The organism is Mesobacillus sp. LC4 (genome assembly GCF_053543455.1).
Genome location: NZ_JBGCUB010000001.1, coordinates 859,926 through 882,965, shown reverse-complemented (window position 1 = coordinate 882,965; position 23,040 = coordinate 859,926). Strand labels below are relative to the sequence as shown.

Annotated in this window: 25 protein-coding genes; 5 read left to right on the top strand and 20 right to left on the bottom strand. The window is 38.9% G+C overall.

What is annotated here, in order from left to right; genetic code table 11:
- Window positions 1-205 precede the first annotated feature (205 nt).
- The gene (locus AB5I83_RS04620; protein ID WP_448973165.1) at window positions 206-850 is read left to right on the top strand and encodes a phosphatase PAP2 family protein; all 645 of its coding nucleotides are present in this window, start codon (window positions 206-208) and stop codon (window positions 848-850) included.
- A gap of 128 nt (window positions 851-978) precedes the next feature.
- On the opposite strand, the gene AB5I83_RS04615 is transcribed toward AB5I83_RS04620, so the two are convergent.
- The 11 genes from AB5I83_RS04615 to AB5I83_RS04565 form a co-directional block, all read right to left on the bottom strand.
- On the bottom strand, window positions 979-2,340 hold the full coding sequence (locus AB5I83_RS04615) for an amino acid permease (RefSeq protein WP_167832616.1): 1,362 nt from the start codon (window positions 2,338-2,340) through the stop codon (window positions 979-981).
- Between the two features lie 113 nt (window positions 2,341-2,453).
- Window positions 2,454-2,801 (bottom strand): hypothetical protein, encoded by a 348-nt coding sequence (locus AB5I83_RS04610; protein ID WP_226085058.1) that lies wholly within the window; start codon window positions 2,799-2,801, stop codon window positions 2,454-2,456.
- Window positions 2,802-2,938: 137 nt separating this feature from the next.
- Window positions 2,939-3,769, bottom strand: a complete 831-nt coding sequence (locus AB5I83_RS04605) for an ABC transporter permease subunit (RefSeq protein WP_448973163.1) — start codon at window positions 3,767-3,769, stop codon at window positions 2,939-2,941.
- The gene (locus tag AB5I83_RS04600) at window positions 3,762-4,673 is read right to left on the bottom strand and encodes an ABC transporter ATP-binding protein (RefSeq protein ID WP_448973162.1); all 912 of its coding nucleotides are present in this window, start codon (window positions 4,671-4,673) and stop codon (window positions 3,762-3,764) included. Before AB5I83_RS04600 ends, AB5I83_RS04605 begins: the two co-directional genes overlap by 8 nt.
- Window positions 4,674-4,868: 195 nt before the next feature.
- Window positions 4,869-6,215: an ABC transporter permease gene (locus AB5I83_RS04595; protein WP_448973160.1), complete on the bottom strand. Its 1,347-nt coding sequence runs from the start codon at window positions 6,213-6,215 to the stop codon at window positions 4,869-4,871.
- Window positions 6,205-6,903 carry an ABC transporter ATP-binding protein gene (locus AB5I83_RS04590; RefSeq protein ID WP_448973158.1) on the bottom strand — a complete coding sequence of 233 codons (699 nt, stop codon included), beginning with the start codon at window positions 6,901-6,903 and terminating at the stop codon, window positions 6,205-6,207. The genes AB5I83_RS04595 and AB5I83_RS04590 overlap by 11 nt, the downstream gene beginning before the upstream one ends.
- Before the next feature lie 100 nt (window positions 6,904-7,003).
- Window positions 7,004-7,525, bottom strand: a complete 522-nt coding sequence (locus tag AB5I83_RS04585; RefSeq protein WP_167832610.1) for an RNA polymerase sigma factor — start codon at window positions 7,523-7,525, stop codon at window positions 7,004-7,006.
- Window positions 7,526-7,572: 47 nt separating this feature from the next.
- The gene (locus tag AB5I83_RS04580) at window positions 7,573-9,537 is read right to left on the bottom strand and encodes a DUF6449 domain-containing protein (protein WP_448973156.1); all 1,965 of its coding nucleotides are present in this window, start codon (window positions 9,535-9,537) and stop codon (window positions 7,573-7,575) included.
- Window positions 9,512-10,411, bottom strand: a complete 900-nt coding sequence (locus tag AB5I83_RS04575; RefSeq protein WP_448973154.1) for an ABC transporter ATP-binding protein — start codon at window positions 10,409-10,411, stop codon at window positions 9,512-9,514. The genes AB5I83_RS04580 and AB5I83_RS04575 overlap by 26 nt, the downstream gene beginning before the upstream one ends.
- Window positions 10,386-10,793, bottom strand: a complete 408-nt coding sequence (locus AB5I83_RS04570) for a GntR family transcriptional regulator (RefSeq protein WP_448973152.1) — start codon at window positions 10,791-10,793, stop codon at window positions 10,386-10,388. The genes AB5I83_RS04575 and AB5I83_RS04570 overlap by 26 nt, the downstream gene beginning before the upstream one ends.
- Window positions 10,794-11,091: 298 nt before the next feature.
- Window positions 11,092-11,538: a GNAT family N-acetyltransferase gene (locus AB5I83_RS04565; protein WP_448973150.1), complete on the bottom strand. Its 447-nt coding sequence runs from the start codon at window positions 11,536-11,538 to the stop codon at window positions 11,092-11,094.
- Window positions 11,539-11,690: 152 nt separating this feature from the next.
- Here AB5I83_RS04565 and AB5I83_RS04560 point away from each other — a divergent pair, with 152 nt between their 5' ends.
- Together AB5I83_RS04560 and AB5I83_RS04555 are read left to right on the top strand one after the other, a co-directional pair.
- Window positions 11,691-12,599, top strand: coding sequence for a VanW family protein (locus AB5I83_RS04560; RefSeq protein WP_448973149.1), 909 nt, complete (start codon window positions 11,691-11,693; stop codon window positions 12,597-12,599).
- 127 nt (window positions 12,600-12,726) lie between these two features.
- Window positions 12,727-14,811 carry a peptidoglycan D,D-transpeptidase FtsI family protein gene (locus AB5I83_RS04555; RefSeq protein ID WP_448973148.1) on the top strand — a complete coding sequence of 695 codons (2,085 nt, stop codon included), beginning with the start codon at window positions 12,727-12,729 and terminating at the stop codon, window positions 14,809-14,811.
- 56 nt (window positions 14,812-14,867) lie between these two features.
- Here the strand turns inward: AB5I83_RS04555 and AB5I83_RS04550 are convergent, their stop codons facing one another.
- A complete protein-coding gene (locus AB5I83_RS04550) occupies window positions 14,868-15,377 on the bottom strand; it encodes a hypothetical protein (protein ID WP_448973146.1) in 510 nt (169 codons plus the stop codon).
- A 156-nt stretch (window positions 15,378-15,533) separates the two neighbouring features.
- Complete coding sequence (locus AB5I83_RS04545) at window positions 15,534-16,004, bottom strand: N-acetyltransferase family protein (protein WP_448973144.1); 471 nt, start codon at window positions 16,002-16,004, stop codon at window positions 15,534-15,536.
- A 383-nt stretch (window positions 16,005-16,387) separates the two neighbouring features.
- On the opposite strand from AB5I83_RS04545, the gene AB5I83_RS04540 reads away from it, so the two are divergent.
- Window positions 16,388-16,948 (top strand): GNAT family N-acetyltransferase, encoded by a 561-nt coding sequence (locus AB5I83_RS04540; protein ID WP_448973142.1) that lies wholly within the window; start codon window positions 16,388-16,390, stop codon window positions 16,946-16,948.
- Between the two features lie 87 nt (window positions 16,949-17,035).
- On the opposite strand, the gene AB5I83_RS04535 is transcribed toward AB5I83_RS04540, so the two are convergent.
- From AB5I83_RS04535 to AB5I83_RS04515, 5 genes are all read right to left on the bottom strand, one after another.
- Entirely contained in the window at window positions 17,036-17,533 is a 498-nt protein-coding gene (locus tag AB5I83_RS04535) for an N-acetyltransferase family protein (protein WP_448973140.1), read from the bottom strand.
- 57 nt (window positions 17,534-17,590) lie between these two features.
- Window positions 17,591-18,511: a DUF1002 domain-containing protein gene (locus tag AB5I83_RS04530; RefSeq protein ID WP_448973139.1), complete on the bottom strand. Its 921-nt coding sequence runs from the start codon at window positions 18,509-18,511 to the stop codon at window positions 17,591-17,593.
- Window positions 18,512-18,715: 204 nt separating this feature from the next.
- Window positions 18,716-19,453, bottom strand: a complete 738-nt coding sequence (locus tag AB5I83_RS04525; RefSeq protein ID WP_448973138.1) for a hypothetical protein — start codon at window positions 19,451-19,453, stop codon at window positions 18,716-18,718.
- Between the two features lie 4 nt (window positions 19,454-19,457).
- Window positions 19,458-20,162: a hypothetical protein gene (locus AB5I83_RS04520; protein ID WP_448973136.1), complete on the bottom strand. Its 705-nt coding sequence runs from the start codon at window positions 20,160-20,162 to the stop codon at window positions 19,458-19,460.
- A gap of 31 nt (window positions 20,163-20,193) precedes the next feature.
- Window positions 20,194-20,778: a YdcF family protein gene (locus AB5I83_RS04515; protein WP_448973135.1), complete on the bottom strand. Its 585-nt coding sequence runs from the start codon at window positions 20,776-20,778 to the stop codon at window positions 20,194-20,196.
- A 252-nt stretch (window positions 20,779-21,030) separates the two neighbouring features.
- Between AB5I83_RS04515 and AB5I83_RS04510 the strand changes: the two genes are divergently transcribed.
- Complete coding sequence (locus tag AB5I83_RS04510) at window positions 21,031-21,552, top strand: MerR family transcriptional regulator (RefSeq protein ID WP_448973133.1); 522 nt, start codon at window positions 21,031-21,033, stop codon at window positions 21,550-21,552.
- Window positions 21,553-21,692: 140 nt separating this feature from the next.
- Here AB5I83_RS04510 and AB5I83_RS04505 read toward each other — a convergent pair whose 3' ends face one another.
- On the bottom strand, window positions 21,693-21,893 hold the full coding sequence (locus tag AB5I83_RS04505; protein WP_101641882.1) for a cold-shock protein: 201 nt from the start codon (window positions 21,891-21,893) through the stop codon (window positions 21,693-21,695).
- A gap of 106 nt (window positions 21,894-21,999) precedes the next feature.
- Window positions 22,000-23,031, bottom strand: coding sequence for an ion channel (locus AB5I83_RS04500; protein WP_448973131.1), 1,032 nt, complete (start codon window positions 23,029-23,031; stop codon window positions 22,000-22,002).
- Between the last annotated feature and the right edge of the window lie 9 nt (window positions 23,032-23,040).

Below are 23,040 nucleotides of genomic sequence, written 5' to 3'. Positions count from 1 at the left end.
TTTATTGATGTGAACGGTCTTTATGGATGGAATTTGGGGGAATTTCTTTAAAAGCAATTATTATGGGATAGGAAATGGGAACTAATGCCGCTTTTAATTCGTCTATATTAGTGATGGCAGGAAATGTAACGATTGGTCTGGGGTTAAAATATATTGTTTGTGGTATTTATACACCATAAGCAATTTAGCAGAAGGGGAAAGTGATATGAAAACTAAAAAGAGAGAATTGCCCTATTTATTATTTTTACTGGTTATGCCAATTTTAGGTTTGGTTTATAAAATTTTAAATAATAATCCCAGAGAGGCAGTAATCCTCTCTACTGAAGTGGACGGTATGATTCCTTTCCTTCCAGTCTTTATCATTCCATATATTATATGGTACGCTTTTATTTTCGGCTACCTGGTTTATTTTTGGTATAAAGATACCCGAGTTTATATGAAGACGTTGACGTTAATTGTTGTAGGAGAATTGATCTGTTTCCTGATTTATTTCTTCTTCCAAACAACAGTACCTCGTCCAAAACTTGTCGGAGATGGGATCTTTTTAGACCTTGTAGCAATGATATATAGCCATGACCAACCATACAACGCTTTTCCAAGCATTCATGTATTGACCACGTTCGCAATCATTCTGGGGAGTATCAATATCCGTAATAAGCACTTGTTTCATTCGATCTTCGTACCCGTGATGGGATCATTGATCATCCTCTCCACCTTGTTTGTGAAACAACATTATATCCTTGATATGTTCGCATCTATGTTCTTAACGTCATTCATTTATGGAATAGTTTTTGAGTTATTTGAATTCAAAGTTTCCAAGAAGCAGGATACTGTTTATGTAAAAGATTGAATCTTTTCTTCAGAAAAAAAGAGCTGTGGCTGCAGCTCTTTTTTATATCTTTAGTTATTTTTATTTGGCCATATTCGCAAACTTTTTTGTTTTTCAACACGATGTATTATCATTATTTGTTATCATGTTCAACTTGCTTTATTCCACACCTTTTTCTGTAAAACAACAGAGATCACCCCGATAAGCAAGACCACAATAAGGCTAATAAAGAAGCCCATTCGTATGCTCTTTTCCATGATCGTTCCGCTTACAGCCGCTAGAATAAGGGCAATACCTATAAAAGAAATCAATTTACCCCATGCTTTCAATTCCAGCAATTTCAAAGCTGAAATGATAATAAAAGTCCAATTGAACAAAATCAGGATTCCAGCGGCTGTGGTGATATACTCATAAATTTTACCTGGGAGCAGCAAGGCTGTAATGATTGAAGCAATTAATCCGACAACTGCCAGTCCTAATGATGGAAGGGGCACTTGTTTCAACTTTTCGATTTTCTTGGAGAAGACCTTGGGAGCATCCCCATCATCAGCCAGGGTTACGAGCAAGGTGGTGACCCCAAACAACGATGCTGTCATAGTCGAGAAACCCGCGACAATGATTGCTGCGTTGAAAACGTGAGGAAAAAAAGCTAAGTTATAAGATTCCAACGCTGTGACGAAAGGACTTTCTTTATGGTTAAAAGCACCGTGAGCTGCCATGATCACTGCGAGACCCAAAGCAAGTACATAGATGATGACTAGTAAGATCAGCATGATCACACCCGCTTTTGGTGCATCTTCTTTTTTCTTTAGACGTGTTGCCATCAACCCGATTACTTCGATCCCTCCATAGGCATAAAAGGCATAAATCAGTGATGACCAAAAGCCTTTAATCCCCTCAGGAAACAGTTTTTTTGGACTATTTGGCAGTATCACTTGTTTTGTTTCCAAATTAAACAGTCCAAAAAGAGCCGCGGCAGCTATTAAAATGAACATGATGATTGCTGCTGTTTTAATGATGGCCAATAGATCTTCTACCTTGTCAAATCCCTTGTTACCGGTAAATACCACACCGATCGAAAGGATGGCATAGCCAGTAGCGAAAAGCCATAATGGGATACTAGGAAACCAGAACTGGGATAAAATTGATAGCGCAGTAAGCTGACTTCCCATAATCAAAATATTGGAGCTCCAATAATTCCAGCCGCAGCTGAATCCAGCCCACTGGCCATATGCTTTTTTTGCATAATAGCAAAATGAACCATCTTGCGGATCCTCGGCTGTCATTTTCGCTAATAAGTTATAAACGACGTATGTGCCAAAAGCAGCAAGCATGAATGATAGAACGATTGACGGGCCGGTGACTTTGATTCCAATAGCTGAACCTAGGAAGAAACCTGTCCCAATCGTACAGCCAACACCAATCAGGGACAATTGCCACCATTTCAAATCTCCTTCAGTTGAACCGCCATTTCCGCATCCCGACTTTGATGATGGCAGAAAATAATCCATTGCTTTACCCCCTTCCTCAACAAATATTATCATTCGAGTATCAGCCGTATTTTATGTAATTTTTAATCAAGCAAGAAAAAAGTCGAGTCCATAAAGGATCGACTTTTTCGTTATTATTTTTTGTTTTTTTCTGATTCTGAATCTTTACTCAATCCAGTCATCGTTCGATACATCTGAGTGTACATACTTCCTTGCACGATGTTTTCCAGAAAGAACTCACCGATGAGCTTTTTATACTCCTCGTCCTCGAACATTTTTTTATTTTGAAGCTCCATTTCTGCCAGCCCTTCATATGTTGAAATTAATGCATAAGTATGGTCTTCACCTGAAATTGGCGACAAGAGCTCCACCCTATGATCATATTGTTCGTTTCGGAAATTTTGGATTAATCGTAAGTTCTTGATACCGTCTGGAAATTTATCTTGTTTCATCTCAAATGTTTGAATAACTATAACTGACATATCCTATCCCCCTGTAAAATAAGCGATAAGATTAGATTTTTCTAAAGGTCAGCAATCTATACATTTTCAAATCCGCTGTCTCGGTCTCACAAATTTACCAGTCAACTTTGCTCAAGCATCGAGCATGACTGTAAAAACTATATTTGCTTTTCAAATAAAGTATTTCGATCATTATATTTAGTCATGAATTTTAATAAGATAAAATTCAAAATCAATATAATAAGACCAATTAATGAAAGAAAGAGGGGATTAATGATAAGAAAACCCGTTGCCTGGCCTATGAAAAGACCCATGATAGGAAGGATTATGATTCCCCCTAGCTGCTGTGCCTCCTGAAAACCTTTTGCCCTTGCAGAAACAAACACGTTCACAAGGATTGTGAATATTGTAATCATCGGTACAACCCAAAACATCAGTGTAAGCCAATTTGCATTCGGGAAAATAAAATAGCCAAACATATTATAAGTCAAGCTTACAGTGATAACTCCAAACAGGAAGAAGCTTACCCAAGTGATAATAATAGAAGGAATGAATGCTGCAAGGACTTTCCCAATGAATAATTCCATCACAGTAATAGGTGAAAACAATAGTGTTTCCATTGTCCGTTTTTCTTTTTCACCAACAAAGCTATGAAGGGCAATCATCATTGCGTTAATGGTTGGTATAAGCAAGAAGATCGAACCAAGCAGGTAATTCACTATGACAAAAATAATTTGGTGTTTCATGCTTGGCAGTGTGGCTATCAATTCCCCGCTCTCTGTACCTCTAAGCCCCTGCAAAATGTTTGCAACTAACTCAGTAAAATCCGGGGAAGTTATTGGTACATTCTTTACCAAAAGAATAAAAGCTAACGGAAAAATCACCGAAAAAATCAGCGGCAATAAAATCAGACCAAGCCATACCTGAACGGAGCTCGTTATTCCTCTTATATCTTTAGCAGCTATAAGCCATATCAACTTTTTATTCATTGACCCCACTCCTGATTTTAAAATATAGTGATTCCAAATCGTTATTCTCAACCTCCACATGGTGTACCCAGAAATCACGGATGATTTTTTGGAGAAGCGGGGTTATATGTTCACTTGAAGGCAAAAGGAATTGCAATGTATTTGTATCCTTTATTAATACCGGATACCCTCCCCATTGAGATTCAGCAGGCTGTAAATTTGTAATAACTTTCAATTTAATCTGGCTTACATATCTTTGTTGAAGTTCAATTATAGTACCAAAGTCAGTTATTTGACCGTCATTTAGAAAAAAGTACTCTTTACATACATGTTCTAGCTGATGCAAAATATGTGAACAAAGAAAAATGGTGGTTCCTTCTCGCTCATTTAAATTCTTTAGAAATTTAAGTACCAATTTAATTCCCTCAGGATCTAGTCCATTCGTAGGTTCATCAAGAAAAAGAAGTTTAGGATTGTGCAAAATCGCCTTGATGATTCCCAGCCTGCGTTTCATCCCTGTACTATATGCACCTACTTTTTTATGCATATGTTCATACAGTTCAAATTCCTCCAAGAAAAGGTGGATTTTCTTTAAGTCGTAGTTTCCATAAAGCTTAGAAAAAAAGATAAGATTATCCACTCCCGACATCTCATGATACAGGCCAGCATTTTCAGTTAAAATCCCTGTTGCCTTTCTAACTGAATCTCCCTCGGACCCCGGGTCCATGCCGAGGATTGATAACTTTCCATCTGTTGGGTTGATTACTCCGTTCATGAGGCGGATCATAGTTGTTTTTCCAGAACCATTTGGACCAAGAAGCCCGACAATCTCTCCTTCTTTTACACTCATCGAAACGTTGCTTAGTACCACTTGATCACCGAAATGTTTTGAAACTGCGTCCAGTTCTATTACATTTTGCGACATTCTGCTACCCCCTGTTTGCTAACCGTTTTTCATAAGACGGCCAATGATTAAAAATCGTTCAATAAAGTTTGAGCAGATTTTTTGGATGTAGAAGACGTGTGGACCGTTGTTCTTTAGCCTGCTTCCAATACATGCGCCACTAAATAATGTAAAAAGGACCAGTATCCACGACTGGTCCTTACATTCTATAGATCCTTATACTTCCCGTCTCATTGCCTGCAGAACATCTACTTTAGTGGCCCGCTGTGCAGGACGAAGGCCAGACAGGATGGTGACAAGGTAGCAGATGATAAAACTGATCAGTGGCAAAGTATATGGAATGTAGCTGAATACCAATCCTTCCGGCGGTTCTTCACCGAAAGCTTGCTTAATGATCAGCGGCAGACCAAAGTTGACGATGAAACTGATCGCATAAGCGACAAGTGTTCCGATCGCTGCACCGATCAATCCGATATAACTGCTTTCGAGCAGGAAGATCTTTTTGATTGTCTTAGGGTTAGCTCCAATGGCTTTCATGATACCGATGTCAGGTGCTCTTTCAGTAACGGCCATGGTCATTGTGTTATAGATACCGATTGATGCGATAATGATGGCAATAGTGCCGATAAATATCAACCCTGCTTTAACAATTGTGAACATGACATTGACATCTTTAAGCTCATTAATGACCGAATAGGACGGATAATTCTTTTCTTTTAATTGTGCCGTAATGTCTTTTACTGATTCCATATCTTTTGCGTAAACATTTACTTGATCATACTGGTCAGCAGGGATAGCTGGCAGCTCCATGTCCGGATTGTTAGGATCTTTCATCATTCCCCTTGGTGTCCCTGTAAACTCCTCGACTTGCTTTAGTACTCCTTCGGAAACAAACACGACATTATCATAAATCCATTCCTTTGTCGGTTTCTTGCGAATTCCGACAACCGTTACTTCCAAAGGCTTTTTCACCTCTTTGCCGTCTTCGAACTTGATAACTTCCATGCTAATTTTCTTGCCGACCAACTCGCCATTATAGCGGAACTTTTCTTTTATTTGTCCCTTTTCATTATAAAGTTCCTCAGTTATCTCTTTATTTGGGCGAAGATCCTGGAAGAAATGATACCCAACGACCACTTCATTCTCTGCTTTTGGAAGCCTGCCTTCAGAAAGTTCAAGTCCTGCTTTTGTTTCAGAAGGCATATGAGCCACTACTGCCTGGGCATTTGTCTGGTGTTGGTCCACTTCAAACCTGTAATTCTGCAGGTTTTTCCTTCTTGTCACAGCCTTGACATCCTTTATGTCTTCAAAGTATGAAATATCCTCATTCGTCAGCTGTCTGAATCCGTTATTCGGCTCTTCTTTTCCGGGAACTTCAATCTCTGTGACGATCCTTCTCTCCAGCGTTTCCTTGACGATTGATTTATGAAGTCCAAACCCCACAGAAGCTAGTACAATCAGGAATGCTACACTCATAGCCGATGCTAGTATTGTCATAAACAACCGAGTACGGTTTTTTTTCATATTCTGCCTGACGAATTTAAATTGATCCTTAAGCCTCATTTGCATATACCTCCTCAACAACTTTTCCATCTCTTAATTCAATGGTACGATGGCCAATTTGGGCAACCTTATCATCATGGGTAATGATTAAAAATGTGATGCCAAGCTCTCGGTTTAATTTGATGATGAACTTCAGCAGATCTTCTTCTGTTTCCGAGTCTAGACTGCCAGTTGGTTCATCAGCAAGGATGATTGGCGGATTGACTATAAGTGCACGGGCAATGCTCACCCTTTGCTGCTGACCGCCGGAAAGCTCACCTGGATAATGATCTTGATAGTCTGATAATCCCACCATTTCAAGGATTTCATTAGTGCGTATTTTTCTCTCTTCCTCTTTGATTCCCTTGAGGATTAAAGGCAGTTCAACATTTTGATAGGCAGTCATGCTTGGAATTAGCTGAAAGCTTTGAAATATGAAGCCGAGGTGCTCAATCCGGAAATCTGCAAATTTCGTTTCATTTAAAGAGGATGTTTTCACTCCATTAATGATGATTTCTCCCTCTTTTGGTCTAATAAAACCGCTGACAAGGTTAAGAAGCGTTGATTTGCCTGATCCACTCCTTCCAACAATCGTCACTATTTCACCATTGTTCACTTCAAAAGAAACATTCTTCAAGACTGGGATGACTGTTTCCTTCCCTTTCTTTCCTATTTTAAAATCGTGGCTTAAGTTGCTGATTGATATCATATGACACACCTCTTTTTCAAAATTTTTGAATAAATTATATTTTTTTCCAACCATTAAGCCGAAAAAAATAGGCGATTGAACAATCGCCCGTATTTTACTATTAGGCTGGGTATTTTTCTGACATAACTTTTTTCAATTGTTTCCGAGCTCTATGAAGCCGAGTTTTGACTGTGCCTGATTTTATATTCAGCTTGCAGGCAATTTCATCTTCTTTTAAACCGTATTGGAATCTTAAAACCAATACTTGCTGATACTCATTCGTCAACAAATACAGCATATGCTGGATTTCTTCTTTGAAAAGAATGATTTCGACTTCCTTTTCAAGCGATTGCTCGGTATCATGATCACTGAAAATTTGCTCCATGATGGACTGGTCAGATGGAAGCCATTTTCTTCTTTTTTCTGCCCTCAAATAATCAATGGCCGTTCTTGCTGCGATGGCTGCTAACCATGAACCGATTTTATTCGTATCTACGATTGTATCTGCCTTTTTATATGCTTTTATAAAAGTCTCCTGGACAACATCTTCTGCCAGATGCCTGTCTTTTGTGATACTGAAAGCAATTTGACACAGCTTCTTTCCATGTATTCTATAAAGCTCGTCAAAATCAAGAATAGCCATACCCATCCCCCTTACCTTTTGCAAGCACCAATTGCTTACAACTTTTTCTATTGGTTTTCCTTAAAATGCTCCCTAATGAAGCCCGGCACCTTATTTTCGCTAAATGTGCGTATTTCCTTATAGCCCCCATTTTTGTATACAAAAATTGCTGTATAAGGCGCTTCATTAAACCAACCGTAACCTGCGCTCTCAATCGCTGATAGCACCTGGTTTCGTTCACTCAGTTTAAGCGCGTTTTTATCGTTCATAATTCGATTGGTGATTTCTTCTTCTGGATATTCCTTGAATTGTTCTTCTTTAATTGAGTCATTTGACACGACAATATAGTCAATATCGTCTGGTGTCACCATGGCTTCCTCAAGCATGTCGTTTTTCTCAAGCCATGCGATGAAGCTTTTATATGTCTGCTTTAGTTCTATATGGTCATAATTATTTATGCCCGACATAATTTCAATCGTTGACTGATTCCCTATCGGATAAGAGTCAATAGTAAACGGTTCTTGTTCAATTTCCTTTTTCAGGATTTCAAAAGCCTCGTTGATCTTGTTCTTATCAGTAATTGTCAATGGACTGCCAGTGAAGTGCTTGTTTATTCTAATGGAGGTTATATCTTCGGTACTGATTTTAAAAACAGGCTCATGTGCACGCTTATACTCTAATGATTCATAGATCTCCTTCAATTGTTTTTCATAGTCGAATCGGTCAATTGTGTATTGGCGAACTAATTTTTTTCCATTGTTCAGTTCATAGATAAACAGAGCGAATTCCTGGGATTTCATTCTTCGTTCATTCAATCTCTCATTCTTAAGAATGCTTTCATGGAGCATCCTGACAGCTTCAATATTTTCTTTCTTCAATAGTGGTTTAGGTGCAAGCCGGTCATCCTGGTGGATATAAATGTGATTAGCATAGGTGACACTTTTAATGTCATCAAGCGCAGGCACCTTTTTCTCGTAAGGAGCGAACGCTTGAGTAATCAAAATTAAGACCACCATTCCAACAGCAAAGTAGCCAAGACCCTTCACTCTTCCAAAAACCCTCCAAGTTTTCTGAAGAACCATTTCGGCAGCAAAATAGCCGATAATCCCCCCAGCACCGTATCCAAATATCAACCATCCAAATTCATTCTGCATAGCATCAAAATACATGCCACCAAGCAGCATCATACAGAAAGCGACTCCGTATTTAAAAACGATTCTTAAACCATTAAAAGCAATTGCTTCTGAGGCTGCTTCTATTTTCCTTTTTTTATAGAGATATAGAGAAAGGAAATATAAAACAAATATTAGAACTGAGTATATAAAATAGGACTTAGCAGTAATCATCTGACCCTCTAAAAAAGCCAGATGCGATATAGGCGAAAGATATTCTATATTCCTGATTTGATAATAATCACTTGGAAAGCCATACAGCATTAATCCCAGGTTATAGATAATCAGCAAAGTGAAACCGGCTGGAAACAATAACATGATATATGTCAGGACTCCCTGGACCACCGAAATTCCTGTAACCATTGCAATAAATACACCTGAAAGGAAAAATACAGAGTTAAATAGGATAACAATACCTGTCCATCTGAAAATATCTTCCAACTGGAAATATAGATTTAAATCATACACACCGTGAATGACGGCAGTAATCAATGCAACTAAGATCACTGGAACAATCAGAAACGCATAGCCAGTCAGAGTGTAAAAGTGGAAAATCTGCTGACGTTTCAATGGCAGACTATGAATTAAATCCGCTGCTTGCTTGACGTGCAGAAAGCGATAAAGAAAGATTGCCATAACCACTGGTACTGTAATGAACATAATGAACTGAATAGGAAACTGGAAATCAAATAATCTTTGCACCGGCATAAAACTTCGGTAATTTTCACCGGAATTGATCATCATAATTTGCAATGGTATCGCGAAAAATAAAGCCAGGAAGTAAATGGCAGAGATCCAGCCGACGTTTCTTCCCACCTGCAGCACCATCTCTTTGTTAAACAAGGATGTTTTTGATCGCATAGCCGATATCCCCCATCTCGTATATGAAAATTTCTTCTAAAGTCAATGGGAGGATATCAAAGATCACAGGCTCAGTCTGATTGATCACCTTTTCGATTTCGTCTTCTTTTCCCCTGATAATGCATACCATGACACTTCCCCTTCTTTCGCAGTGCAGCAATGAAAGGTGATTTTCCAGATGATTTGGAGTCTCTCCCCGGTACGCTACCTGGACCTTATGGATATCAGATTTAAGATCATCCAAGTCTTTTTCCATGAGAAGGGAGCCATGATGCAATATTCCGATGTGGTCACAGATATCTTCAATTTCCCGCAAGTTATGCGAGGAAATCAAAATCGTCATTTCCCGGTCCGCCACATCCTGTATGAGAAGGTTCTTAACCTTTTTCCTAGCAACCGGATCCAGGCCATCCATAGGCTCATCAAGGATCAAAATTTCCGGCATTGTGGATAAAGCGAGCCAGAAGGCAGCTTGTCTTTGAATTCCTTTTGAAAAAGAATGCAGCTTTTTGTTCATGCTGAAATCAAAGACTTGTGCTAATTTCAAGAATCTATCTTCATTCCATGCAGGATATATGCTTTTATAGAAGTTCGCCATCTGTTTGACGGTGTACTGAGGAAAGAAATATGGCTGATCGGATATGTAAAATATTTTCTCCTTTAAAGCCTGATTTTCAAAAATTGGTGACCCGTCCAGTAGCACCTGTCCTGTATCTTGTCTATAAATACCAGCAATCAATTTAATGATGGTTGTTTTTCCAGCTCCATTGGACCCAATCAGCCCATAGATCGAGCCTTTATTGATCGTCATATTGACGTTTCTGACAGCCTCTTGTTTTTCAAATGTTTTATTTATCTCTATCATTTGAATCATCCTGCCTGCTTCCCCCTTTCAACGCATCTATGTTTCTTATCATCTCATGCAATTCTTCCGCAGGAATGCCCAGGTATAGTGCTTCCAGCAGGAGCTTCTCCACTTCCTTCTTCACCTGCAGGATTTTATCAGCATCTTTGCCAGGATCCATAGGATTGACAAAGCTTCCCTTGCCCTTTAATGAATAAATGAAATTCTGAGCTTCAAGCTCCCTATATGCCTTTTGAATTGTATTTGGGTTAATTGTCAATTGCTGTGCCATTTGCCGCACGGATGGCAATTGTTCATCAGGTTTGAGCACTTCATTAATGATCAGCTCTTTCATCTTATCTACCAGCTGTTCGTATATAGGCTTTCGGCTCCTAAGGTCAAGCTCAAACATAATGACCCCCTATCTGTACTAAGTGTACTATTATTATTAATACAGTTTAATTATATGCCAGCACCTTCCTAAAAGATAGGGGATATTTTCTTAATAATTTCTTAAGAAAAATTAAGAAATGGTAAGAACACAGTAAATAGAACTCCTTTTTTTAATTTTATGTATAGTGTAATTTTACACAAAATATAACATAAAACTCAACGGTTATTTAGAAAATTTTGGACATCAGTCTATTACACAAAAAAAACACTCTAGAAGTGGACTAGAGTGCTACAGTATAGTGTATAAATTTATCCTTCTATACTGTATCTTTCTGAAAAGAACACCTTTCCAAAACCTTTTGAGAAGGTATATTATCCAGGGTTGTTTTCGCTTGTATCCTTTTAATTCCTAAAAGTAAAGAATCAGATTTAAGCATTTCAAGAGCTTGGACAGCTGATCCCTTGCCAATATAATTCTTTCCAACTCGATAACCTACTTCAGCTGTTTTGGTTGGCCAGTCAATATCTATTAGGTTAATCCGGCCTATGATCTCTCCATTTTCGCCTTTGATTAAAAAGAACAGAGACTTCTTATCCTTTTGTTCCTTTAACAGCATCTGCGTGGTATGGATGAATTTTGCATAAATGAAATAAGAATCAGGCCTGGGAGGTACAAACTCCTCAAAAAATTCCTTATTTGCTGTTTCAAATTCGAATAATGCTTTGGCATCATCCATTGATAACAATGATAAATTAATCTTCATACTTTATCCCTTCCTGCTAATGCATAATCATAATCCTATTTTTATTCGTTTAAAAAGGAAAAACTCCTTTTTTGCTTTCCATTAAACACCATCAATCCCAAAATACATTAAACTCAATCTCCTTATCCATAATATAACGGGAGGTGGAATTAATGAAATGGTTACTGACAATTGGATTTATTCTTTCTAGCAGCACTGCTAATAACCATGATGAAATCGATATGATATGGGATGATGAACCAGTTGCAGAAGTACAGCGCTCTGATTTTACAATTCCATGGTTTGGGTATCCAATCCTTAATCACACGATGCTGGAAACTTTAAATAAACAGCTGTCTCTCCAGATCAGGAAGGATCCGGCCAATGCCGGTCTGGATGATTACGGGAAGATCGTTCCAGAAGATGTAGGATACATACTCGATGAAAAAAGGTTCAAGAAGCGCTTCACCAAGAGTTTTTTCGAACAACACCACTCACGGATAGAAATCCCTACTTTACCTGTTTACCCAAAGGTCGACAGCGAAATTATCGCCAACATCAGGACAAATTTAATTGGCCATTATATAACCTATTTCAATAGCAGAAACAAGGAACGGACGCATAACATTAACCTTGCTGCCCAAGCGATTAATAACCATGTCGTTTTTCCCGGGGAAACCTTTTCCTTCAATAAGGTTGTCGGCAAACGGACTGCCCAGAAAGGCTACCAGCCTGCTCCCATCATTGTCAGAGGTGAACTGACTGAGGGCATTGGCGGAGGCATTTGCCAGGTGTCATCAACGCTCTTTAACGCTGCTGACCGCTCAGGTTTGAAAATACTGGAGCGATATTCCCATAGCAAACAAGTGCCCTACGTTCCTCCGGGCAGAGATGCAACAGTAAGTTGGTATGGTCCAGATTTCACATTCAAAAACAAATACAATCAGCCGATCCTGATCAGGGCAAAAGCCTATCCGGGAAAAATGATTGTGCTAATCTACTCCTCTGACGAAATAAATATAGAAAAACGAAAGATACCGAATGCAAACAGCAATATAATCATTCCGGAAGAACCTTTATAATTCATCAAGGAATCCTAATTAATAAGGATTCCTTTTATTTTGCAGGAAAACCTTTACAATTAAGTAAACCATTACGTAAACTTATGGTAATAGCTGGTTTTTATATTTTCATAGGATGTGAGATAAATTGCCTAAAAAAAAGAATACAACTCCTATAAGGGTTAATATTTTGTTCTTTTCAGTTTTTCTTCTCTTTTCATTGCTGGTACTGCGTCTTGGCATCGTGCAAATTGTCCATGGAGAAGATTATAAACGCGAAATTAACAGGAAGGAAGATGTGACAGTCAATAACCCCGTACCGCGAGGAAGAATACTGGACAGAGATCATAAGCTGATTGTCGATAACAAACCGCTGAATGCCATTACATATACGAACAATGGAGTCTCCCAAAAGGAAATGCTCAAGGTTGCCGCAAAACTGGCCAAACTCATTGACAAAGAAACTGATAAGGTCCGAGAAAGAGACATGAAGGATTTCTGGATGATTAAGCATCCTGAAGAAGCGCAAAAGCTAATAAAAGATAAAGAAATGGAACTTTTTAGAAATAAAAAACTCGAGGATAAAGATCTATATAAATTGCAAATTGACAGAATTACGAAAAAGCACCTAAATCAGCTATCTAAGCAGGAAATAGAAGAGCTCGCCATTTTCAGAATCATGAACAGCGGTTATAAATTTGTGCCGCAAATCATCAAAAACAAGGATGTTACCATAGAAGAATTTGCGGTGGTAAATGAAAATCTATCACTGCTCCCTGGTGTTAATGCTACTATGGACTGGGATCGGCAATATAATTATGAAGAGGCCTTCAAACCTGTCTTAGGAAAAATCACAACTAGCAGTGAAGGCCTTCCTGCTGAAAGACTCGATTATTTTCTGTCGCGGGGCTATACACTCAATGACCGCGTCGGGAAAAGCAATCTTGAAATGGAGTATGAGGATGTACTGCAGGGCAAGAAAGAAAGAGTAGTGAATGTGACAGATAAATCAGGTGAGCTATTGGAAAAAGAATTAGTTTCAGAAGGCCAGCGAGGAAAAGATTTAATTCTAAGTATCGATATGGACCTTCAGCTTGAGGTAGAGAAGATTATTGAAAAAGAATTATGGGCTGCCAAAAGGTCCCCGGGAACATCTCTCCTTGACAGTGCCTATGTTGTCTTGATGGATCCGAACTCTGGTGAAATATTGACAATGGCAGGGAAAAAAATCGTAAAAGATAAGAAAACAAAAGAAATATCTATGGAAGACGACGCACTTGGCAACATCAGTAAAACCTTTAACGTGGGTTCTGTCGTCAAAGGTGCGACAGTTTTGACTGGCTATAAAACAGGCGTAATCAATTCATCTACTAGGTTTGACGATCGGGCACTTACCATTAAAGATACACCAGTCAAAAAATCCTATGCCTATTTGGGAACGCCGAATGATATCGAGGCCTTGAAATTGTCATCGAATGTCTTTATGTTCCACACCGCAATCCGGATTGGAAATGGTGTTTATCGTTATCAGCAACCTTTGAGACTTGATCAGAAGGTTTGGGATACGATCCGCAATTCCTTTGCCTCTTTTGGACTTGGCATCAGGACAGGTATTGACCTGCCAAATGAACAAACTGGTGCAAAGGGAGCAAATAGTCCAGTTGGTAAAGTACTCGATTTGGTCATTGGGCAATATGATACGTATTCAAATATGCAGCTTGCCCAGTATATCTCTACAATCGCCAATGGAGGTTATCGCATGCAGCCGAGGATTGTAAAGGAAATCCGTGAACCTTCTGGGGATGGTGAAGAGCTGGGACCAATATATAAGTCCTTTTCGCCAAATGTACTGAACGATGCTGGCATTAAGAAACAATGGCTTGATAGAGTCCATACCGGTTTCAAAAAAGTTATGCAAGAGTCTGGAGGAACTGCCTATCGATACTTCAGCACAGCAACCTATTCCCCTGCTGGCAAGACAGGAACAGCAGAGGCGTTCTATGACGGACAGTACCGGGTGCCAGGTGAAAAACTAATTTCAACGATGAATCTTAGCCTTGTTGGCTATGCGCCATCCGATCATCCCGAAATCGCCATGGCAGTCGTTGTTCCCTGGGCTTATCAGGGCAGTGTGGACCACGGAGCGAATAAAAAGATCGGCCGTGCTGTCATGGATGCGTACTTCAACATGAAAAATGGAGTTAAAGAACCTGCTGATGAAACTGTTGAATAATCATAGTCAATATACTAAAAAAAGCTGTGCCGATGGCACAGCTTTTCTTGTGTCAATTACAGTTCCTTGGCAAGAGAAGGTTTTTTCATGTCAACGCTCTCAAATGCCGCGCCAATCTTTTCTTCCCCTTGAGTGAACTTTTCATCAGCAGCTTCAAAAGCTGGAGCATCCTTCTTAAGCTCTTCTGATTTAAGCTTGTATGACTCTGCAATATCGGAAAGTGCAGCTTCAAGGTCCGCTTTTTGATCCTTCAATTCAGCTGGGACTTCAAGTCCTTCAACCTTAGTAGCAACTGCAGCAGCAGATTCACTGGCTGCGGCTTTTAATTCTGCCTGTGCTTCAGGATCTTCTTCACCTTCGTATGCATTAAGATCAGCATCAGCCTCGTTGATAGATCTTACAAGACTCATGTAGAATTTGTACAAAACACTCTTTGGGTTAGCAGCTGGCTCTGCAGCCTTTTCTGCTTCTTTCTTCTCAGGTTGTGCTTCTTCCTTTTCCGCTGAACATGCAGTCAACCCGATTGCGAATGTGATTGCTGAAAGTAAAATCAAAAACTTCTTCATCTTTATTCTCCCCTTCAATCTATATATCGCTATATGTGAACCAGAATTTCACACAGCTTTTTCATTATATAGGGATTATTTAACAATTTCAAATTATTTATCGTTAACTTTCTTAAAAAGTCCCAATTCGCCCAAACGCATTGACGAATTACTTTTTCACCACTTTACCATTGTAAAGAATTCATTGTTTTCAGTTTTGAATTCGCATTCTATTTTAAAACCCATATTTTCATAAAGTCTAATTGCCCTTTTATTAAATTTAGCTACAGTCAGCCTAAAGGTCGAATCTGGATTTAAACCTTCCAGTTCATTAAGAATGAATGATAAGAATACAATACCATACCCCTGCCCAGTAAGCTTAGGATGCAATCCTACTCCTACGTCAACAGCTGGCTTAGAATACGCACCTGACTCTTTTAAAGCTGGAACCTGGGCAGCTTGCCCGCTGCAATAAAACCCAATCAATTCCTCTCGCCCATCCACTACCGCTGTATATCCCTCATTAAGTAATTCACTAATCGCTTCATCAGTAACCACATTATTATACAAATCATAAGGCGGCTCATAATACCAGTTTAAAACGTCAATTGCAGACTCTTTCGTCATTTTTCTGCTAGATAACTTCATACAACATCCTCCAATAGAATTAAATTTATTTAATTTAATTGTCATTTTTTCGTAATAATATGTTTAATAGCTTTTACTTCGGGAATATATGTACTAACAAAACAAAAACAATTAATGACAGGAGCGATTACATAATGATTACTACATTCGCATTACTTGGAGGGGCTTTCGCAATCGCCGCTGGACTAAATTTCTTCGCAGTTGATGAAAATGCCTTTATAGATGATGAAGCAACTAACTAAGAGACGCTAATTCCAGCGTCTCTTTTTTGTATGGAATTTGAACATTTTTTGTATTTTTGATTTATCGCAGGAAATACTAGAATAAAAGAGAATTAGAAACAATAAATGTCTAGCCTCACATCTATTAAGGAGGTACGGAAAATGCAAACGCCGAATCTATTATCAGGTGAACAGGTCATTTTGTGCAAAATTAAGGAACAGGATTTGGACACATGGTGGGAGTTGATCCACAATGACGAACATCCTGAATGGAAAAAATGGGATGCACCCTACTACCCTCTTAGACGAATACCCCTAGACAAGTTCAAGGAACAAATGTCGAACCTCATCGACCAGGGATATGACAGAAAGTACCTTATCAAAGTAGAAGATGAAATTATCGGAATGGTGACATATTACTGGGAACACGAATCTTCACAATGGCTAGAAATCGGAATTGTCATTTACCTTCCAGAACATTGGAATGGTGGCTTTGGAACAGATGCATTGAAATTATGGATTGCTCACCTTTTTGACACCTTTCCTATACCAAGAATCGGTTTTACAACGTGGTCCGGAAATTCCAGGATGCTTACGGTCGGCAAAAAACTGGGAATGGTGGAAGAAGCACGGATCAGGAAATGCCGACTTTATAATGGGAAGTACTATGATTCAATAAAAATGGGATTGTTGAGGGAAGAATGGGAAGCGCTGCAACAATAAACAATGTTTTATTCTTATAAAACCGTCTGGCCCTCCCTGTGGACCCAGACGGTTTTCATGCTTGTCCAGTTAGTATTTATTTGTGACCTATAGAATTTTCCCCATATAGTATTCATCTTTATACTGGCCATCCACTACCAATGAGTCTTTCTTAGTTCCTTCTATTTCAAAGCCCATCTTCTTGTATAACGCGATACCTGCCCTATTATCTGTCATAACCGTCAATTCAAGTCTGTGAAGCTGAATTTCTTTTCCCCATCTAAAAAGTTCTTCAAAGAGTTTTGTACCAATCCCTTTGCCTCGATGCTCTTCTTTTATTCCAATAACAAGATAAGCTGAGTGCTTATTTCGGATTGCACTTCCGCCTTTCGCAATGATATAGCCTGCCAATTCGCTATCCACTTCAGCCAGGAAAATAGTTGAATTCCCTTCCGCTGTAAAAGCCTGTATCATTTTCCTTTGTGCTTCAGGATTGTATTTTCTTTCACCTGGACCAAACAGCATGAATTTCGTTGTACTTTCAACATATTGAATGAGTTGTGCAAAATTCTCTGTATCTCGTTCTTCAGCTTGCCGGATATTCATATTAAGTCCCCTCGCTATTATATACGATTTCAAAAAAACAGAGGAAAATCCTCTGTTCTAAGAAAATATATTCTTGATGCTCTCGATGAGCTCTTTAAAGAAATTTGAGACTGATTCCAAAAACCCTTTGTCTCCAACCGCTTCTTCTATTCTTTTTTGAATATCAGTAGAAAGGTTTTCTAACTGAGTTTTAACATTGTCAAAATTGATGTTCAAATCGCGCATTTTATTGAATAAGTCAACTAGAAGCTGTCTGTCTTCAGGGCTGAGCTGAATTTCGAGCGATTTCAGCTTTTCATCGATAATCTTTTCGATTTCTTCTTTTGTGGCTGGATTTTGAGCAGCAATTTCTTTTTTGATTTCTGTCAACAGTTCACTAACTTTATCCTGATCGAGCCCCTCTTTTTTTGCTAGTTTTGTTGCCAGGTTCAATTCCTGATTGGCAACTTCTGTGCGATCCTTATCAAGGGCTGTTCCTTCGCCTTCATCATATGCTTTATAGATTCCCACTAGAGCAGAGTGTCCCGTTACCTTGACTGGTGAAACGACGTCTACAATGGCATCCTCGATTCCCGCTGTCAAAAGGGCGTTTGCGTACATTTCGTCCGTTACTTCCGTGATATTTTCTGGAGTGACCTGATTAATTACAAGCCCCTCTCCGGTATCTTTCCTGGTAATCTTGGCAGATGAATACATATTCGAATGTTCATCGCCGTCTATATAAGTTACTAGGTCTTTCCCAGTAACAACAATCTCCTTAACTTTTGAAGAGTCTTTGACTCCCAGCAAGTTCCTGACTTCATCTTTTTGCTTATCAGAAAGTGCTTCACCATAAACTACAATGGGTGGACCGTACTTCTCATTAATGACATCTTCGTCATTATCATTGGAAGCCAGTGTAGGAATAGTATTGATACCAAGAGCGAAAACAAATAAGCTTAGTAAAACTGAGATTTTCATCAAGTGCTTAACATTCATCAACTGTTTCTCCTTTATCACAATATTTTACATACTTACCCTTTTTACATCGTTTAGAACCTTAATATGATCTCCCTATCTATTCAGTTTAATTTTCAAAGGTTCCCCTATTAATACGAAGATTTCCGCAAAATGGTTTCATTTAAAGAAGAAACCTCCTGAAAAGGAATCAGGAGTTTCGTGTAACCACTCGAGCTTAATAAATCATTGAAATATATCATTTTCTCCTAAAAACCGAAGCTGCTCAGTTGATGAACCACCACGGCCAAAACCATTGTTGTTTGGGTAAGAAGGATACTCTGTGGACCCGTCAGTTCCTGTTGATTGCCAGCCAAAATAATGTTGAGGCGGTGGAAAAAAGTCAGCAAAAAAAGAATCAGGGACTATTGCTGCCATCATATTATTTTCTGCTTCCGTATACTTTTGCCAATCTAAGGGGATTGAAGTATAACCATATGACTTCTCACCAGCCTCTGCCCTGTATTCCATTTGAATACCAGGATCATACTGATGCTTTCCTTCACTGACTGAAAACCCACGTTCTTTCATCAAAAAGAATGTTAAATAATCCAAATTATTCTCCGGATGGAAATTCCACATAATATAATGTGATGACGGATCATCAGAATCTATCTTCCAGATTTGCGGCGTGCTCCCTGTAGAAAAGCTTGATAGTTGCCACTCATGCTTCTCCCACTCCCAAAAACTTATACCATGGCCTTCCTCTTCTGTAATGAAAGGGATATACACATGCTTATCATCAAGAAAAATCGTGTCCTGTATTTCCGCTATTCCAACTCCGTTTAAGGGATCATTCATAATTGCCTTTATTTCCTCCTGCTCAGGAAAGGCTGCTGGAGGAGATAGATAATACCAATATAAAAGTCCGACAGTTATTAGAAACAGGATAAGTAAAAGAGGCACAAACACCTTTTTGCGCATGAAGCTAATCCTCCTTCTTCAGCAAAGATTTTTCGGCACGGAAGTATACTTGCTTTTGGCCAGTTGAGACTAATATCCCTTTTCCATCTTGTTCAATAAAAATCATAGGATCGATACCGCTCCCCCATTTTGCTTCCGTTCCTGTAAGCTGATATGGGAACCTTTCTTCAGCTTTTGAAAGTTCACCGGCAGACTCAAAGGCTTCGTAGTACCATTTTTCACTATATACAGGTTCTTCCTTGAACCTGTCCATTTGAATACGGAGAGATTCCTTGTCTAATACCTTACTGTCCGCTGAGGGATGCGTCTGAATGATCTTCCCATTATTGATATCCGATAGATAGGTTGACATCTCATTTGCTGGAAATATAGCCGAATGAATTAGTGGACTGATAAGTGCAACTGCTAAAAAGATGAAATTCGCAAAGAATCCTAACCAGGCATATTTCCGATACTGATCCCAGCTTATACCTTCATTTTTCCGTGAATAGATTCCATATAAAATCCATACCCCAAGAGGCAGGATGGCTAGTTTAATCTGTTGGTCCATATATGGCAAATTAATAGAAAAAGAGAATAAGCCGACAAATATAACGATTACCAGCTTCCATATGATCGGTTTTACATCCTGCTTACTATATATCCGCCTTGCCAGAATAAGAATTGCACTCCAAGCCAATAAATTCAAAACAGACCCCAGAATGTTCATATATTCACCTCATTTCATTTTAATGCTTTTACTAGCTGAATAGACTGATGATATAATATTTCGTCAGTGCTAAGTATTCTCTTGTATAGGACTTCAATACTGCCTGAATCGGCGTCTTTGCAGGTAACCCCCCAATTTTTAATTCTTCATCATCTGCGATCATCTTTGCTCGGTAAATATGGAAGTCATTTGTCACTAATAACCCGCTTTCTGCTTCTTCAGGTATGAATTTCTTTGAAAAACGAACATTTTCATATGTATCAGTCGATTGATCTTCGAGCCGAATCCTTGATTCGTCAATTCCATATCCGATCAGTTCCCTTTTTATTGATTCTGCTTCAGATATATCCTCTCCTGGTCCCTTGCCGCCAGAGGCAATCGCAATCGTGTTGGGGTTCTCTTTTAAGTACAATGCTGCGTGGTCAATTCTGTATTGCAAAGCGAGCGAAGGAACTGTACCTTTTACACGCGCTCCAAGAATGATTAGATAATCAGCATTCTTTGGCACTTCCAGTTTAGAGTTTTCAACAATTTTGTAATGAAGGAAACCTACATAAAACATTGAAATGAGAAGGCATGCTGCCACTAGCTTTTTTAATAAAGATTTATTTTTCACAAATGTCCCAACCCTTCAAATCGCTAATCTAATATTACCATCGTTTACCATAAATAGTTTGCAATTTTCTTGAAAAAAGATAAGAAATATCAAAATTCGACTGTTTATCCGAATAATTTCACGGTCTCTATCCTTAAAAGGTACTTGGTGGTGTTTGAACACTTTCTTTGCCGAAAGTCAACTAGTTTTGTCATAAGGAAAGGAAAAGGACAAGATAAAGCGAATTTTTCACTATAACAAGGAGGGATTTTGATGAATACTAGCGCAGTCGCAAAGATGCTCGGAGTTTCTCCCAGCACGATTCAGCGGTGGGTGAAACAGGCAAACCTTCAAATGGAGCGAACAGAGTTGGGTCATTATCAGTTTTCTGATGAGAGCATCGAGGTTTTAAAGGACATTAAAGACCAGCTAAATAATGGGGTATTGTTACAAGACTTAAAAGTAAAGGGAAGAAAGCACAGAAAAGCGGCTATACCAGCTGTGAAACCAGATTTGCCAGTGGAAAAGCTGATGAAACGCATGGAGGAAATTGAAAAAAGGCTGGACAGAAAGGCTGATGAAGTAGTTTCTTATCAACTCCTCCAGCACCGCAGAGAAATTGAGGAACTGCAAAAAGAAGTAGCGCGGCTGACCGAAGTGATCACAAGCATGGAGGAGGCTGCTGCTCAACGAGAAACAATTACACAGGAGGAAAACAAACTCTCATTAACGCCTGGTAACACTTTAAAGAAATTCAAAAAGCGAAATATAATAAGCTCCTTTTTTGGATTTTAATTTGGCACATCAGGGATGTGTTATTTTTTTGGGGTTAAAAACACTATTCAAAGCTAATCTTATATAAATTCCCAATGTTAGAAAAGAACATATAAAAAAAACAGACCCAGTAAACCTGAGTCTGTTTTAGAAATCCTTAGTTAGACTTTCTGTACGTTTGTCGCTTGAGGGCCACGCTGGCCTTGTTCAACATCAAATGTAACTTCTTGTCCTTCATCTAAAGACTTATACCCTTCGCCCTGGATTGCTGAGAAGTGTACAAATACATCTTCTCCGCCTTCGCGTTCAATGAATCCAAAGCCTTTTTCACTGTTAAACCATTTTACCTTACCACGTTCCACAATTGTTGCCTCCTAGCGATTAAAAAAATTGCAATTTAACCTTGCGTGATTATTATATCCTTCCCAAAACATTTTAAACTCAAAAAAGAATATTTTTAGAAGAGGTTTAACTACTGGATATTTTTTTATAAGTTTCCTCATCGCAAATCACAAACATTTTCGTCCCTTCTGGGATTTGTTCATCATGTTTCCGTGCTATGTCTAGCGCATGGCCATCCGATATGAGTGTTGCTCCCAGGTCAAAAAGCTCCATTGCCGCTTGTTTATAGGTTGCCCAATGCTGCTTCTTTTCAATTTTATAGAGGTTTTCACCTTCCATGTTGCTGAGCAGCTGTTTAAACAGCTTGCTCGACCCAGGAAAAATCGCCGCTTGAGCCATGAGTTTGGATACCGATTCATTGGATAATATGAATTCATCGATGTTTGCATGTTCGAAAAGGGCGATATGTTTTTCCTTCATAATTTCTGCAATGGTATAAATATTTCTATTGGATTGTTTAGAGATATGCTCTACCCTTGAAGCAATGAGCAAGGTTTTCCCATCCGCATATTCTGGAAGATCAATCTTGTCATCAGTGAAGACTGCGACAGATCTTGATTCAAGGATGTTTGCTTGCATTAATATTTCTTCCTCAGCAGGGTTTCCACTGACAAAATGAACACGGTCATGCTGGACTGGCGATTCATTGCTATGATCGACAATGACAATATCACATTTACTATTGGAGTTCAGGATTTCCTCGACAACATTCTTTAGTTTATCTTTGGAGGAACCGATGAGTATATAATGGTCCTTACCTTTATAAGCCAACTTCCCTTCCTCCTTCATTCTTTTATACAAAGTCAGACTATCAAAAATCTTTCCGATGATAATACCCATCGCACCAATTCCAACCGTATACAGTAGGAACATCGTGAAAAGCCTGCCGATATCACTGCTGGGTGAGTAATCACCATAACCAACCGTCACGACAGTGGTCATTGTCCACCAGACAGCATCGAGGTACCTGGGAAAAGTGTCTGGTTCCAGTGTCTTGATAATCAGGCTGCTTAGCAGGATTACTCCAAGAACAATCAAGGTAATCTTTAAAAGGCTGATTTTAAGCAGTTTTGTAAACAACCGTTGTAAAATCCACATGGTTGACCT